The organism is Frondihabitans australicus (genome assembly GCF_003634555.1).
In the GTDB taxonomy this organism is placed as follows: Bacteria; Actinomycetota; Actinomycetes; order Actinomycetales; family Microbacteriaceae; genus Frondihabitans; species Frondihabitans australicus.
Window position 1 is genome coordinate 3,380,608 of record NZ_RBKS01000001.1, and the last position, 13,675, is coordinate 3,394,282.

Here is a 13,675-nt window from a genome sequence, read left to right on the forward strand (position 1 = left end):
GGGCGCGGCAAAATTGCCACGCCCCTCGACGTGTGCGCTAGCCGCACCGTGCTCGCTTCTCAGCTCGACGGAGTCAGCGTGTACGGGCCGAGCACCTCGGTCGATCCATCGCCCTCCGTCTGCGTGAATGTGACCGTGTAGGGGCCGGACCCCATGCTTCGCCGGAGGGTCCACGTCCCATCCGGATCGACCGGAACCGTCACGGACGCGAGACCTGACGGGCTCACCACCTTCAGGGTGACTGTCGCCGTGTTGGTGCCGTCGCCCGTGCCGGTGAACGTGACGGTGCCCATGCGATATGTGTCGCCGTCTCGCGTGACCGTCGTGAAGGGCCGCTTCACCCCGGAGCCCTCGGGGCGGAGCGTGATGTCCGAGATCGAGTCGCTCGACCCCTTGGCATCCTGCGTGATCGTGAACACGTACGTGCCGCTGCCCAGGTTGCGGTCGACGGACCACGTGCCATCGGCCTTGACCGTGGTCGTCACAGAGCCCGACGCGAAGTTCGTGACGGCGAGCGTGATCGTGGCCCCGGGTGTTCCGGTGCCCGTGAACGTGTTGGTGCCCGGCCGGAACGTCGAACCGTCGAAGAGGTTCGTCTGCGTGACGTTCACCCGAGTGGCGTTGCGGGTCACCGTGAGGGTGTCGGTGGTGACGACGTTGCCGCGCGCTGTCTGGGTGGCCGTGAAGGTGTGTGCGCCATCCTGCAGCCCGGTGGCCTCGATCGACCAGGTGCCGTTAGCGGCCACCGTGGCCGTGCCGATCGTCGCGCCGCCTTCCTTCAGGATCACGGTGGCGCCGGGTGCTCCCGTGCCCGTCACGGCGGTGGAGGGGCCGCTGAACTCGGCCGTCGGGCCGGTCGCGTCGACCGCGGCACCGAAGTCGGCCGTCGCCGTCGTCGAGCCGGCGGCTGCGCCGTTCAGCGTCTGCGTCACGGTGAACGTGTGCGACCCGGCGCCGATGCTCGCGGGGATCGGCAGCGACCAGGATCCGCCCGAGACGACCACGGGTGATCCGATCGGGGTGCCGTTCACCGACACGGTGATCGTCGCGCCTTCGGCGCCGGTGCCGCTGATCGTCGCGAGGTCTGTGACCGCTGCACCGAACGAGACGGTCGCCGTCGGTGCATCCTCGTCGACGACGGGCGTCATCTTTGCGAGGTCGAGCTGTGAGGCGCTCGAGTTGATGATCCCGAGCGTCTGCCCGACGATCGCAGACGAGTCGTAGGCGATGACCCAACCTCCCGCACCGACGAGATTGATGTAGCCCTGCGAATTGACGACGAACGTCTGGGTCGCGGTCGCGGCGTCGAACGAACCGCACGGTTGGAGCGATGTATTGTTCACGATCGGGCTGCCGCCCGCGGCGGTGAAGCAGAGGCTCGGATCGCTGGCGGGGCTGATCGGACCCGTTGTCCCCACGGCGGGAAACGTGAACTGTTCGCCCGGAATAGCCGGTGTCGTCGCGCCGGGCGTCACGCTGACGTTGGCCAGTGGTTTGCCCGATCCTGCGCTCTTGAACGACAACGCGGTGCTTCCGGTCGCAGTATATGTGTACAGCAGGTTGAACGGCCCCTGCATGCGGCCTCCGTCGGCCGCGTGGGCGGCGCTGGCCCCGCCCAGGATCAACGCCGCGATTCCGGCGGCCGCCGCGATCTTCGCCCATGGTCGAATCGATCTCATCGATCTCTCCTTCTTCATTAATACGTAACATTCTGACCATACCGACAGTTCGGTCTAGTGTCCGCCGAAATCAGACGCTAAACTTGAGTCAGATCAACTCAAGTTTCGCGAAAGGGCCACCATGGCGAACATGCAGGGCGCACCCGCCTCCGACGAGAAGCAGAAGAGCGCCCTCGAGCAGTACGGCATCGACCTCACGGCGATCGCCTCCAGCGGCAAGCTCGATCCGGTGATCGGGCGGGACTCCGAGATCCGGCGCGTCAGCCAGGTGCTCACCCGTCGCACGAAGAACAACCCCGTGCTCATCGGCGAGCCCGGCGTCGGCAAGACCGCCGTGGTCGAAGGGCTGGCCCAGCGCATCGTCGCCGGCGATGTCGCCGACTCGCTCAAGGGCAAGCGCCTCATATCGCTCGACATCTCGGCCCTCGTCGCCGGCGCCATGTATCGCGGTCAGTTCGAAGAGCGTCTCAAGGCCGTTCTGAAGGAGATCACCGACTCCGACGGTCAGGTCATCACGTTCATCGACGAACTCCACACCCTCATGGGCGCAGGAGGCGGTGAAGGCTCGGTCGCAGCAGCCAACATGCTCAAGCCCATGCTCGCCCGGGGCGAGCTCCGCCTCATCGGGGCGACGACTCTCGACGAGTACCGCCAGTTCATCGAGAAGGACGCCGCGCTCGAGCGCCGATTCCAGCAGGTCTACGTCGGCGAGCCCAGCGTCGAGGACACCATCGCGATCCTCCGCGGCCTGAAGGAGCGCTACGAGGCCCACCACGGCATCACCATCGCCGACAGCGCCCTCGTCGCCGCAGCCGCTCTCAGCAACCGCTACATCACGGCCCGACAGCTTCCCGACAAGGCGATCGACCTCATCGACGAGGCCGGTTCTCGCCTCAAGATGGAAATCGACTCCTCGCCCGTCGAACTCGACGAGCTCTATCGGTCGCTCGCGCGAATGCAGGTCGAGGAACTCGCACTGAAGAAGGAGAAGGATCCCGCGTCCGAGGCCCGCCTGGCTGCGCTGCGCGAGGAGATGACCCTCCGCCAGCAGGAGTACGCCGATCTCAACCGCCGCTGGCAGGCCGAGAAATCGGCGCTGCAGGGCGTCGGCGAGCTCAAGGGCAAGCTCAACGACGCGCGCATCGACCTCGACCGCGCCATGCGCGAGGGGCGCTACCAGGACGCCTCGAAGATCAACTACGAGACGATCCCCGAGATCGAGAAGAGCCTGGCCGAGGCGGAGCGCATCGAGGAGTCGGGCGACCGTCTCGTCAACGACCAGGTCACCGACAGCGACATCGCCGAGGTCGTCGCGTCGTGGACGGGGATCCCGGTCGGTCGGCTCATGGCCGGCGAGACCGAGAAGCTGCTCCATCTCGAGACCGAGCTCGGCCAGCGCATCATCGGCCAGCGCGAGGCGGTCACGGCCGTCAGCGAGGCCGTTCGGCGCACCCGCGCAGGCATTTCCGATCCTGACCGCCCCACCGGCTCGTTCCTCTTCCTGGGCCCCACCGGCGTCGGCAAGACCGAGCTGGCGAAGGCGCTGGCGGCGTTCCTCTTCGACGACGAGAAGGCGATGATCCGCATCGACATGTCGGAGTACGGCGAGAAGCACTCCGTCGCCCGACTCGTCGGCGCCCCTCCCGGCTACGTCGGCTACGAGGCCGGCGGGCAGCTCACCGAGGCGGTGCGGCGGCGGCCGTACAGCGTCGTGCTGATGGACGAGGTCGAGAAGGCTCACCCGGAGGTCTTCGACATCCTGCTCCAGGTGCTCGACGACGGGCGACTGACGGACGGCCAGGGTCGCACGGTCGACTTCCGCAACACGATCCTGATCCTCACGTCGAATCTCGGAAGCCAGTTCCTGACCGACCAGACCCTCACGCGAGCGCAGAAGGAAGAAGCCGTCGACGCGATGGTGCGGCAGGCGTTCAAGCCTGAGTTCATCAACCGACTCGACGACATCGTGATGTTCGACTCGCTGTCGCAGGACGACCTCGGTCAGATCGTGTCGCTCTACGTCGACCGGCTCGCGCGGCGCCTCGCCGACCGCCGCCTCGAGCTCGCCGTCACGCCCGACGCCCGAGCGTGGCTCGGAGAACGGGGCTACGACCCGATCTACGGCGCGCGACCCCTGCGTCGTCTGATGCAGCGTCAGATCGACGACAACCTGGCGCGGGCTCTGCTCGACGGCTCGATCACGGACGGTGATACCGTGCTCGTCGACGTGGCGCCCGGCGGCGAGGCCCTCGTCGTGACGAAGTCCGACCTGAGCGATGAACCCCTCGACGTCGACGAGCTCGAGTCGTAGCGAGCCGGCCGGCGGTCGTCGTCGAGGCGGGACGCCGACGGGTGTGCTTGAACGTCACGCCACCGGCGCACCCGTGGCCTCGCGGAGGGCTGCGGCATACTCGCGCCGGTGGTTCTCCCACACCACGCGGTGATCGAACTCGCGACGGACGTGATCGCGGGCCGCGCTGACTAGGGCGTCGCGATCGCGGCGAGCCGCCTCGAGCGCTCGCGCGAGATCCGCCTCGTCGTCGACCCGCGCTCGGACACCCGTGACGCCGTCGTCGATGAGGGCGTCGAACGCCGCGACGTCGCTCGTGACGACGGGGACCTCCGCCGCCCAGGCTTCGAGCACGACGGTCGGGAGACCCTCGCGGCGTGACGGCAGGCAGAAGATGTCGAATAGCGTGAAGGCCTCCGACGGATCGTCGAGTTCGCCCAGTCGGAGAACCCATCCCTCACCCAGGTCGGCACGCGTGGCGGGAGTGAGCCCGGCCACTCCGTCGTCGGGCCCGACGAGGGCCACGACGACGTCGCGGCCACCGTCGCGAAGCCGCTTCACCGCGCCGAGGAGGGCATCGACGCCCTTGTCGGCCGTGAGTCGCCCGACGAAGCCCACCACGACGGTCTCGGGCCCGAGCTTGTGGTGCTCGCGGCACGCGCGTCGTGTCGCAGGATCGGCAGGCCCGAACCTCGCGAGGTCGACTCCCCCGACCGACCCCGACCCCACCACGGTCATGTGCGTCGTGTCGAGGCCCAGCTCGCGGCAGCGACGCACGAGCGAGTGCCCGACCGCGATAGTGCGCGTCGAGAGTCGAAGTGTCAGCGCCTCTGTGACGAGCAGGACGCGTCGGAGAAGACCCGTCGCTGTGTCGAGACGCATGCCGCGCAGGAGGTGGATCCGAACGGGCGTCTTCGTCATGACCCCCGCCAGGGCGGTCAGGAGGGAGGCCTTCGGTGTGCCGTAGACGACGACGGCGGGGCGCAGCGCTGCCAGGAGCGCGAGGAGACGGACGAAGCCGATCAGGTCGCTCAGCGGGGAGGGCTTGCGGCGGAAGGGCAGCGCGAAGGATCGGATGCCCTCGCGCGCGGCCACCGACTGCAGCCTGCCCGTGTCGGCCGCGGCGATCGCCAGGGGCGAGATGCCGTGCTCGTGGAGATACCTGAGCTGCCCGCGCAGCATCATGTCGATGCTGAGGTCGATGGTCTTGACGACTAGGACTCCCCGTCGAGCTTGCCGCGCGCGGCCGCTCATGCTGACAGTGGCTGCGCGTCACCGCGCACACAGCCGGCGCTCGAGCCGCGCGGGACGTAGCCGAGGAGCAGGCGGCGGTCGAGGTCTTCGGGGGCGAGCGGTTCGACACGAGTGTGCGAGATCTTGGGATGCTTCGAGCGGTGCACGATCTCGCCGGCGCCGATGAGCTCCTCGTGGATCTTCTCGCCGGGACGCAGCCCGGTGAAGATGATCTCCGTCGGCCGACCCGTCTGCTCGATGACGCGATTGACGACGTCGAGGATGCGAACGGGCTGCCCCATGTCGAGGACGAGGATCTCGCCCGGTTCGGCGATGGCGCCGGCGTGGATGACGAGCTGGCTCGCCTCGGGGATGGACATGAAGTAGCGCGTGGCGTCGGGGTGCGTCACGGTCACGGGCTTGCCCGCATTGATGAGGTCGACGAGCAGCGGGACAAGGCTGCCCCGGCTGGCGAAGACGTTGCCGAAGCGGACGGAGGCGTATCGCTCGCCCTGGTCGCCGGCGAAGGCCGCGGTCAGGCGCTCGGCGAGATGCTTGCTCGAGCCGAGCGTGCTGGTCGGGTTGGCCGCCTTGTCGGTGGAGATGTTGACGAATCTCTCGGCGCCGGCGGCGCGCGACGCACGGAGGACATTGAGTGTGCCGAGCACGTTGGTCTTCCACGCCTCGTCGGGATAGCGCTCGAGGAGCGGAAGATGCTTGAGCGCGGCGGCGTGAAACACGACGTCGGGTTTTCTGTCGACGAACGTGTCGGTGAGCGCGTCGCCGTCGCGGATGTCGGCGAGGAGGAGGTGGGGGGAATCGAGCAGCCCGTGGCCGGAGAGCGACACCTGTGTCTGCTGCAGGCCCGTCTCGTCGCGATCGAGCATGATCAGCTCACTCGGGCGGAAACGCGCGATCTGCCGACAGAGCTCACTTCCGATGGAACCGCCGGCGCCCGTGACCAGCACCCGGCGACCGGTCAGGAACGTCGCCGCCGACTCGACGTCCGTCCCGCCGATCGATCGACCCGTGATCTCGTGGAAGTCGATGTCGTCGGCCGAGAGGTGGATCGACGGCGCGAGGGGCGCGCCGGGAAGGTGGCCGGACCGGTTGGAGGCTGCATCGAGGGTCGTCACGGGGGCTCCTGCTGAAAGTATGAAATGTGGAATATGTCTAGTGTATGCCGGGCGATGTCGGATCGGAAGGGGTCAACGTGACTTCGTGCCGCGGAGGTAGTGCGGCCTGCGGAGCCCGAGGTGACGGACGAGCTGTGCCGACAACCACAGGGCGTCGTCGAGGCGCTGTGCAAGCCCCGATCGACCCAGGTGCGCAGCCAGACGGCGGCGCGACCGCAGGATCGTTCGGGTCGAACTGCCCCACGGCGGCGTTCGGCGGCTGTGCTGGCCCGGGTGGACGCGGTAGGCCGTGAGCGGTTGGGTAAGGACTTCGACGCGCCCCTCACGGGCCAGGCGGAGCCAGAGGTCGTAGTCCTGCATTCGCACACACGACGGGTCGTAGCCGCCCACGGCGCGAACGGCCGACCGACGGTACATGGTCGACGAGTGGGTGAGGACGTTGCGCCGCAGGAGCGCCGACGAGACATCGCCCCGGTGGGCTGCCAGGACGCCGAGATGTCTGCCCTGGCCGTCGATGATGTCGACCGCGGAGGCCACGCAGACCGTCGCCGGGGAGGACGCCAGCCGGTCGGCCTGGACATGGAGGCGCCCCGCGCGGGCGAGGTCGTCGGCATCGAGCCGCGCGATGAATTCCGCCGAAGCGGCTTCGATGCCCGCGTTGAGCGCGGTGGCCGTGCCTCGGCGCTCGGGCAGTTCGACGACGAGGATTCGTGGATCGTCCGGCAGGGGGGTGTCGCGGACGTCGACGCCGTCGAGCACCACGACCACCTCGAGGTCGATGTCGTTCTGTGAGAGGACGGAGTCGAGTGCGTCGACGAAATGACTGTCGGCTCGAACGGTCGGGATGATCACGGAGACTTCGGGACGGGTCATGAGGCTCGGCTTTCGCTGAGGGGGATTCGCGGACGGGCTCGGGCAGCGGACACCAGGGCCGGGATCGTGACGGCGAGGGCGCTCTCGATCCTGTCGATGGCCTGGTCGAAGGCGGCATCGCTGCGACCGAAGGGATCGGGCACCTCGTCGCTCTCCGGATCGGGCAGCGCCGGCACCAGCCCGCGGAGAGAGCTCGTCACGGAGACGAGGGCCTGCACCGAGTCGGCCACGGGCACGCCCGCGGATGTCGAGAACCGGATGAGGCGGGCGAACTCCGGGAGAGTGAAGGTGCGTCGGGTCGCGGCCGGTGCCAGCTGAACGACCTGGCGCCGCTGGTCGAACGACATCGTGAGGACCAGGTCGGCCGCTGCGGCCGACCTGTTCGTCAGACGGCGTGTGGCGTGGCCGGCGAGCGAGAGGCCGATTCGCCGCGCCGCTGCCTCCGACTGCGCTGCGGCGGGGTGGCCGTCGTCGGCCCGTGTGCCCGCGCTGGCGAAGGTCAGGACGCCTCGGGTGTCGCCTCGGGCTCGACTCGAGGCTTCGGCAAGGGGAGATCGGCACAGGTTGCCGGTGCAGACGAAAAGGACGCCGGCCGGCCTGCCCGTGGTCATCGGCCGTCGGCCTTCGCGCGGCGGGGCACTCGCTTCTCGGCCGGCGCGGCGACAGCCGACATCTCAAGCGTCTCAGGGCTGTAGGCGTACGCGTAGGCGTCGAGCTTCTTCGCCTTGGTCATGGTGAGGATCAGGCCGAGTCGAGGCGCCCCGGCGGCGTCGAGCGTCGCCACGGCCGAGGACAGCTGCCTGTGCGTGGTGCGGTTCATGGCGGTGACGAGGAGGGCGCCGTTGGTTGCATTCGCCAGGATGGCCGCGTCGGTGACGGGCAGGAGAGGCGGGGCGTCCAGGATCACGAATTCGAACGACTCGCTCAGCTCGCGCAGGACGAGCGCCATGCTCGGCGAGCCGAGCAGCTCGGTGGGATTCGGCGGGATCTGCCCGGCGGGAAGAACGGACAGGCTCCCGAGGCCCCAGGGCTGGAGGACGTCGACGAGCTCGGCGCGACCGGCGAGGACGTCGGTGAGGCCCGCGCCGCCCTCGATGCCCATGAGCGTCGCAACCCGCGGCCGGCGGAGGTCGGCGTCGACGAGCGCGACGCGGGCGCCCGATTCCGCGAGCGTGATCGCGAGGTTGGTCGCCGTCGTGCTCTTGCCCTCTCGCGGAAGGGCGGACGTGACGACGAAGCTGCGCGATTCGCTGCCGATGTCGAGGAACTGGAGGTTCGTGCGGAGGCGTCGGAAAGCCTCGGCGCGCGGCGACCTCGGATCCGTCTGGATGACGAGGGGTTTCGTGACGGCGGACCTGTCGAATGCCATCTCGCCGAGAATCGGGGACTTCGCGGCGGAGGCGACGTCATCTCGATCGCGCAGCTTTGTGTCGATCGCCGAGCGCAGAGCGAGGACGCCCACCCCGAGCATGAGCCCGACCATGCCGCCCGCGCCGATGTTCAGAAGCGGGCGGGGCGACGTCGGCGCCGTGGGCGTCGTGGCCGGCGTGACGACGCTCAGGCCGACGGGCGTCGACGCCGCTCCGCTCGACGGCTCGAGCTGCTGAGTCACGACGGCTGCGAGCTGCTTCGAGATGGCGTTCGCGATCTGAGCGCTCAGGACCGGATCGAGATCCTCCACGCGGATGTCGATGAGGACCGTCTGAACCGGGGTCGAGGCGGTGACACGCGACGCGAGATCGGCGGGAGTGGTCTTCAGGTGGAGCTCGTCGATGACCGGCTGGAGAACTCGCGTGCTCGTCGCGACGCTCACGTACGACTGCACCTTCTGCTCGGCTGCGCTGCCGCCCTGGAGGAGGTCGATCGCTGTATTGCCGCCGCCGACTGTGACGTAGAGCTCGGCTGTGGCCGTGTACTGAGGGGCTGCGAGCGACGTCATGCCGTAGCCGGCACCGAGTCCCGCGGCTACGCCGAGCGCGAGGACGACCCAGCCGCCTCGGAGGAGCCGGAGCAATCGTGCGATGTCCATGGGGTGTCCCTGCGGTCGAGAGGGCCCGCTCGGGTGACCGGGCATTGGCCCATAGAATATCAGATATAAATGCGAATGACTAGTGCGCGGCCGCGAGCGCCAGCATGTCGGTGTAATGGCCGAATCGGAATCCTGCGACGACGACGAACGCCACGACGCCGACGGTGGCGACCCGCGATCGCGCGCTCTGGCTGCGCGCAAGAGGCGCAGCCAGGAGCAGCGGTGCCAGCAGCCAGGAGTAGGCGCCGAGCCGGTCGGAATAGGCGATGAAGCCGAAGAGCAGGAAGTAGACGTTGAGGCACGCGAACAGGGTGACCAAGCGGGTGTACCACGCGGGGGTCGTCGACAGTCGCCGGAAGAAGAGTCCTGTGGCGAGAAGGATCGCGCTCAAGAGGAGGAAGTCGAGCCGATTGACGCCTCCCGTGTAGTGGGCGACGACCGACGGGTCGGTGTACTCGGCGATCTCGGGCATCGCGGTGGCGATCGGCCCCAGCACCCGCGTCTGTAGACCCGTGAGGAAGAGCGCCGCGGCCAAGCCCCAGACGACGAGGGCCACCCGGAGGGGAAGTCGGATGAGCGCGAGGAGCGCGAGCAGGATCGTCAGCGGCAGCACGGAGTGATGGAACAGGGTCGCCACCGCGAGGAACGGCGCCCAAGCCCATCGATGGCCGCGCAGGATCAGGCAGATGGCGATGAACATGAACGACATCGCCATGCCCTGCCGCACCACCACGCTGGCGAACGAGGGCATGAACCCCAGGCTCACGGAGACGAAGAGCACCAGCGGAAGGCGCCACGTCGGCAGAAGGAGGCGCGCCCCGAGCACGACCGCGACGACGCTCACCAGCCCTACGACGCCGAAGAGACCCGTCGATTCGATGCCGAGTCGGCTCAGGACCCAGAAGAAGATGACGTACGCGGGCTCGCCGGACGTCGTCAGTCGCGCCGAGAACGCCTGCGAGAGGGTCCCGGCGCCAATGGCGCGCAGCTCTCGCACGTAGATCCACTTGTCGGGTGTTCCCGGATTGGCCTGGAGCGCGTAGACGACGGTGAACCAGCCGAGGACGGTCAGCGGGATCAGGGCGACCACCGAGGAGCGCAGCAGCGACCGCGCGCGGCTCCACAGCGGAAGGACGCTGGCGAACGCGGAGGAGAGACCGAGGGCGATGATCACGCTGCCGCCCTCGAGACGCGTGCGGCATTCACCCGGACCAGGATCAGTGCGCTGAGGCTCGCCCGCACAGGGATGGTGAGGACGTAGGCCCAGAGCGCCCCGGTGTGTCCGGCCCACGGGACGATGGCCAGGGCGAGCGCGAGTGCCGCCAACGTGGTCAGGGCGCTGACCAGCAGCGAGGACGAGTACCGGTTGAGCGAGCTGAGGGCATTGGCACCCGCGAGGTTCAGCGGCAGCGCGATCGCGGCGAGGAGGATCGCTGCGGCGTCGGCGAGCGAGAGCGCGTAGTCGGGAGTGAAGACGAGCGGCAGCAGGAGCGCGCCCGCCACGACCGCCCCGAGAGCGAGGGGCGTCGTGATCCTCGCCCACGTCAGGCCCGCGTGGGCGGCGTCGCGGACCGTGAGCCGGCCCTCGAGCGCGAGACCGCGTGCACGCGGAAGCCAGGACTGAGCCAGCGCGCTGGCGACGACCTGGAGGGCGACGATGAGGTAGAGGTGCACGGACAGCACGCTGAGGTCGGTCGGCGACGCGTGAGCCGCCAACACGTACTGAGGGATCGCCGTGAGGAGCGTCACGAGCCCGGAGGCGAGTCCGGTCGGGAGGCCGGCCCGGAGCAGTGTTCGCCAGTCGGCGAGTCGACTGGATGCGGGTCGGGCGTTGTCGCGGGTGCCCGGGGACCTCAGGACCAGGCCGAGGGCGACGAGGACCACCGCGGACATCGTCGCCGATGCGAGCAGAGTCTGGACCAGCGTCGCGTGCACGAGAGTCGAGACGCCGACGGCCGCGAGCTGGCAGGCGGCCGTTCCGGCCGTGAGGGCGGGGATGAGGCCCGCGCGACGGTCGGCCTGGAGGAATCCCGACCGGAGATCGGTGAAGGCGTCGACCACTTTCTGCAGACTCACCGCTGCGACGATCCCTGCCGTCGCGGGCGCCACCGCGACGGCGATGACGACCGTCACGAGCAGAACGGTGCCGCTCGCGGCTGCCCTCAGCGCCAGGTAGCGCGAGGCCGGGATAGGGCGGTGCAGGGTGAGCCGGACATCCCGGAGCCCCAGGTCGAGGACGATGAACCCCGGAGCCGTGACCGCGAGCGCCAGCGCGTACTCGCCTGCGGCCCCGCTGCCGAAGACGCGAACGACGATCACGAGCACGCCGAGTTGCGCGGCGTACCGGGAGGCGCTCGCCGCCATGAGGAACACCGGAGTGAGGCGGCGGTTCATCGCGTCGCGGACTCTCGCTCGGATGGTGCCGCCAGGAGCTCGTGCAGGCGGTCGGGGCAGGGGGATTCGTCGTAGTCCGGCCAGGTCGCGGGCTGTCGCTGCCCGAACCACATCATCTCGAGGCGTCGTGTGAGACCTCGCGCGCGGGCGCTTCCGAGCCGGCCGACGCCCTCGCCGAGGGCGACGACGATGCGGCACAGGATCGCGGGAAGCACGATCGGGGGCCTGCCGCCCGCCGCGTGGAGCACCGACGCCGCACTCGCCCCCTCCCAGGGCTGCAGTGCGATGGTCGGGGGGTCGGGAAGGACTCCGGCGGAGTGGATGAGGTCCACGAGCCCGTCGATCGAGCTCACGGCACTCGGCTGAGTGCCCGGCGAGGCCACCGAGGCGAGGCGCGATCGAGCCACGCGCTGCAGCGCGAGAGTCGTGGGGCGGCCCGGACCCTGCACCGAGGTGGCACGCACGATCGTGAGGCGCGGTGCCGAGTGGCCCAGTCGGTCGAGGGTCTCGAGCAGAGCGGCCTCGCCGAGCGCCTTGCTGCGCGAATACGGGCTGAACGGGAACGTGGGTTCGTCGGCTGACAGCTCAGGGGCGTGACCGAGAACGGCGGCGGAGCTGAGGTGGATGACACGAGAGACGCCGGCGGCGGCGGCCGCACGCAGGATCGTGGCCGGCACGAGCGCGTTGGCGCCAGTCAGCACATCGCTCTCTGCGGCGTCGGGGGTTGCGAGGCCACCAGCGATGACGATCACGCGAGCGCCGGCCAGGGCGGCGGTCAACGCCGAGCCGGCTTCGGCCTCGGCGCGCCTCGCGATGCCCGCGGCGCTGAGGGTCGGCTCGGCTCGGAGGCGCGGCGTCGGCACCTCGCGGACCTGGTGACCGGCCGCGCGGAGACGCGCGGCGACGGCGCGCCCGACGAAGCCGGTGGCGCCGACGACGGCCCATTCGGTGCGCTCGACGTTCACGGTGCGCCCGTCGCAGTCGGCACGCGTGCGGCGGCCGTCGCCGGACTCGACGCGGAAGACGTGTCCGCGTCGGCGCTGAAGGCGGAGAGCGCGCGCGGCAGGACGACGTGCACGACACCGAGCGCGAGGACGCCTGCCAGGCAGGCTGCGACGCCGAACGGCGTGGCGCCGAGGGAGGCGAGACCGAGGAGTCCGCAGCCGACGGTGAGGACGAAGGTGAGCGCGGCCGAGAAGAGGTGGCTGCGGCCTGCCACGACGTGAGCCTGGTAGGCGTGTTCGCGGTGCGCCTCGTGCCAGGAGGCACCTCGCGCGAGCCTGCGGAAGAATGTCGATGCGGTGTCGGCCAGGTAGACGGCGAGCGGGGCGAGCGCGGCCAGCGGAGGGACGCCGGTGGCGACCGCCACCAGACTCAGCGACGCGACCGCGGCGCCGAGCGCGTAGCTTCCGACGTCGCCGAGGAACATGCGGCGCCCGAAGAGGTTCCAGGGCAGGAACGCGAGATAGGCGGCTGCGAGAGCGAGCCCGGCCACGACGAGCCACGAGGTCTGCGTGACCGCGCCGACGAGTGCGAAGACACCGCCAGTGGCCAGCCCGTGCAGTGACGAGATGCCGTTCACGCCGTCCATGAAGTTGGCGACGTTGATGTAGCCGGCGACGGCGATCGCTCCCAGCGGCGCGAGCCACCACGGTGCACCGTGGACGAGGACGACGCTGAGGGAGCAGCCGAGTCCGATCGCCAGCTGGCAGGCGGCGCGGACGCGCACGCTCACACCCCGGATGTCTTCGAGGGCGCCGAGGACAGCGGCCGACAGGACGGTCAGTGCGACGATGGCCACTCCGTGCGGGGTGTGGCCGAACAGGATGGCCCAGGCTGCGGCGACCGCGGCGACGACACCGCCCGCGGGGGCGATGCCGCCGCCTCGGAGGACGGTCGTCGAATGCGACGATCGGTGATTCGGCGTGTCATAGGTGCCGAGGGACCGGAGCAGCGGCCGGAGGAGGGCCGGTGCCCCGAGACCCACGAGCAGAGCGACTGCTGGCACGAGGATGAGGTTGTGATCCATGCGCGGTCGGGC

11 protein-coding genes are annotated in these 13,675 nt (G+C 69.6%); 1 reads left to right on the forward strand and 10 read right to left on the reverse strand.

Features of this window, described 5'->3' with window-relative positions:
* Positions 1-59: 59 nt before the first annotated feature.
* On the reverse strand, positions 60-1,679 hold the full coding sequence (locus C8E83_RS16180; protein WP_170159971.1) for an Ig-like domain-containing protein: 1,620 nt from the start codon (positions 1,677-1,679) through the stop codon (positions 60-62).
* A gap of 121 nt (positions 1,680-1,800) precedes the next feature.
* On the opposite strand from C8E83_RS16180, the gene C8E83_RS16185 reads away from it, so the two are divergent.
* Entirely contained in the window at positions 1,801-3,990 is a 2,190-nt protein-coding gene (locus C8E83_RS16185; RefSeq protein ID WP_121371073.1) for an ATP-dependent Clp protease ATP-binding subunit, read from the forward strand.
* Positions 3,991-4,044: 54 nt separating this feature from the next.
* On the opposite strand, the gene C8E83_RS16190 is transcribed toward C8E83_RS16185, so the two are convergent.
* From C8E83_RS16190 to C8E83_RS16225, 9 genes are all read right to left on the reverse strand, one after another.
* Complete coding sequence (locus tag C8E83_RS16190; RefSeq protein WP_121371075.1) at positions 4,045-5,223, reverse strand: glycosyltransferase; 1,179 nt, start codon at positions 5,221-5,223, stop codon at positions 4,045-4,047.
* Positions 5,220-6,338, reverse strand: a complete 1,119-nt coding sequence (locus tag C8E83_RS16195; RefSeq protein ID WP_425454772.1) for a UDP-N-acetylglucosamine 4,6-dehydratase family protein — start codon at positions 6,336-6,338, stop codon at positions 5,220-5,222. Before C8E83_RS16195 ends, C8E83_RS16190 begins: the two co-directional genes overlap by 4 nt.
* Positions 6,339-6,410: 72 nt before the next feature.
* The gene (locus C8E83_RS16200) at positions 6,411-7,211 is read right to left on the reverse strand and encodes a glycosyltransferase family 2 protein (RefSeq protein WP_121371079.1); all 801 of its coding nucleotides are present in this window, start codon (positions 7,209-7,211) and stop codon (positions 6,411-6,413) included.
* Positions 7,208-7,822, reverse strand: coding sequence for an arsenate reductase/protein-tyrosine-phosphatase family protein (locus C8E83_RS16205; RefSeq protein WP_121371081.1), 615 nt, complete (start codon positions 7,820-7,822; stop codon positions 7,208-7,210). The genes C8E83_RS16200 and C8E83_RS16205 overlap by 4 nt, the downstream gene beginning before the upstream one ends.
* A complete protein-coding gene (locus tag C8E83_RS16210) occupies positions 7,819-9,240 on the reverse strand; it encodes a tyrosine-protein kinase domain-containing protein (RefSeq protein ID WP_170159972.1) in 1,422 nt (473 codons plus the stop codon). Before C8E83_RS16210 ends, C8E83_RS16205 begins: the two co-directional genes overlap by 4 nt.
* 79 nt (positions 9,241-9,319) lie before the next feature.
* On the reverse strand, positions 9,320-10,414 hold the full coding sequence (locus tag C8E83_RS19615; RefSeq protein WP_170159973.1) for an EpsG family protein: 1,095 nt from the start codon (positions 10,412-10,414) through the stop codon (positions 9,320-9,322).
* Positions 10,411-11,634: a lipopolysaccharide biosynthesis protein gene (locus C8E83_RS19620; RefSeq protein WP_170159974.1), complete on the reverse strand. Its 1,224-nt coding sequence runs from the start codon at positions 11,632-11,634 to the stop codon at positions 10,411-10,413. Before C8E83_RS19620 ends, C8E83_RS19615 begins: the two co-directional genes overlap by 4 nt.
* A complete protein-coding gene (locus C8E83_RS16220; protein ID WP_170159975.1) occupies positions 11,631-12,599 on the reverse strand; it encodes an NAD-dependent epimerase/dehydratase family protein in 969 nt (322 codons plus the stop codon). Before C8E83_RS16220 ends, C8E83_RS19620 begins: the two co-directional genes overlap by 4 nt.
* Positions 12,596-13,663: an MraY family glycosyltransferase gene (locus C8E83_RS16225; protein WP_121371087.1), complete on the reverse strand. Its 1,068-nt coding sequence runs from the start codon at positions 13,661-13,663 to the stop codon at positions 12,596-12,598. Before C8E83_RS16225 ends, C8E83_RS16220 begins: the two co-directional genes overlap by 4 nt.
* Positions 13,664-13,675 lie beyond the last annotated feature (12 nt).

Excerpts from the sequence above, each read along its gene's own strand:
- C8E83_RS16225 (WP_121371087.1), bottom strand. The coding sequence starts at position 13,663 with ATGGATCACAACCTCATCCTCGTGCCAGCAGTCGCTCTGCTCGTGGGT.
- C8E83_RS16200 (WP_121371079.1), bottom strand. The coding sequence starts at position 7,211 with ATGACCCGTCCCGAAGTCTCCGTGATCATCCCGACCGTTCGAGCCGAC.
- C8E83_RS16205 (WP_121371081.1), bottom strand. The coding sequence starts at position 7,822 with ATGACCACGGGCAGGCCGGCCGGCGTCCTTTTCGTCTGCACCGGCAAC.
- C8E83_RS16210 (WP_170159972.1), bottom strand. The coding sequence starts at position 9,240 with ATGGACATCGCACGATTGCTCCGGCTCCTCCGAGGCGGCTGGGTCGTC.
- C8E83_RS16180 (WP_170159971.1), bottom strand. The coding sequence starts at position 1,679 with ATGAGATCGATTCGACCATGGGCGAAGATCGCGGCGGCCGCCGGAATC.
- C8E83_RS16185 (WP_121371073.1), top strand. The coding sequence starts at position 1,801 with ATGGCGAACATGCAGGGCGCACCCGCCTCCGACGAGAAGCAGAAGAGC.
- C8E83_RS19620 (WP_170159974.1), bottom strand. The coding sequence starts at position 11,634 with ATGAACCGCCGCCTCACTCCGGTGTTCCTCATGGCGGCGAGCGCCTCC.
- C8E83_RS16190 (WP_121371075.1), bottom strand. The coding sequence starts at position 5,223 with ATGAGCGGCCGCGCGCGGCAAGCTCGACGGGGAGTCCTAGTCGTCAAG.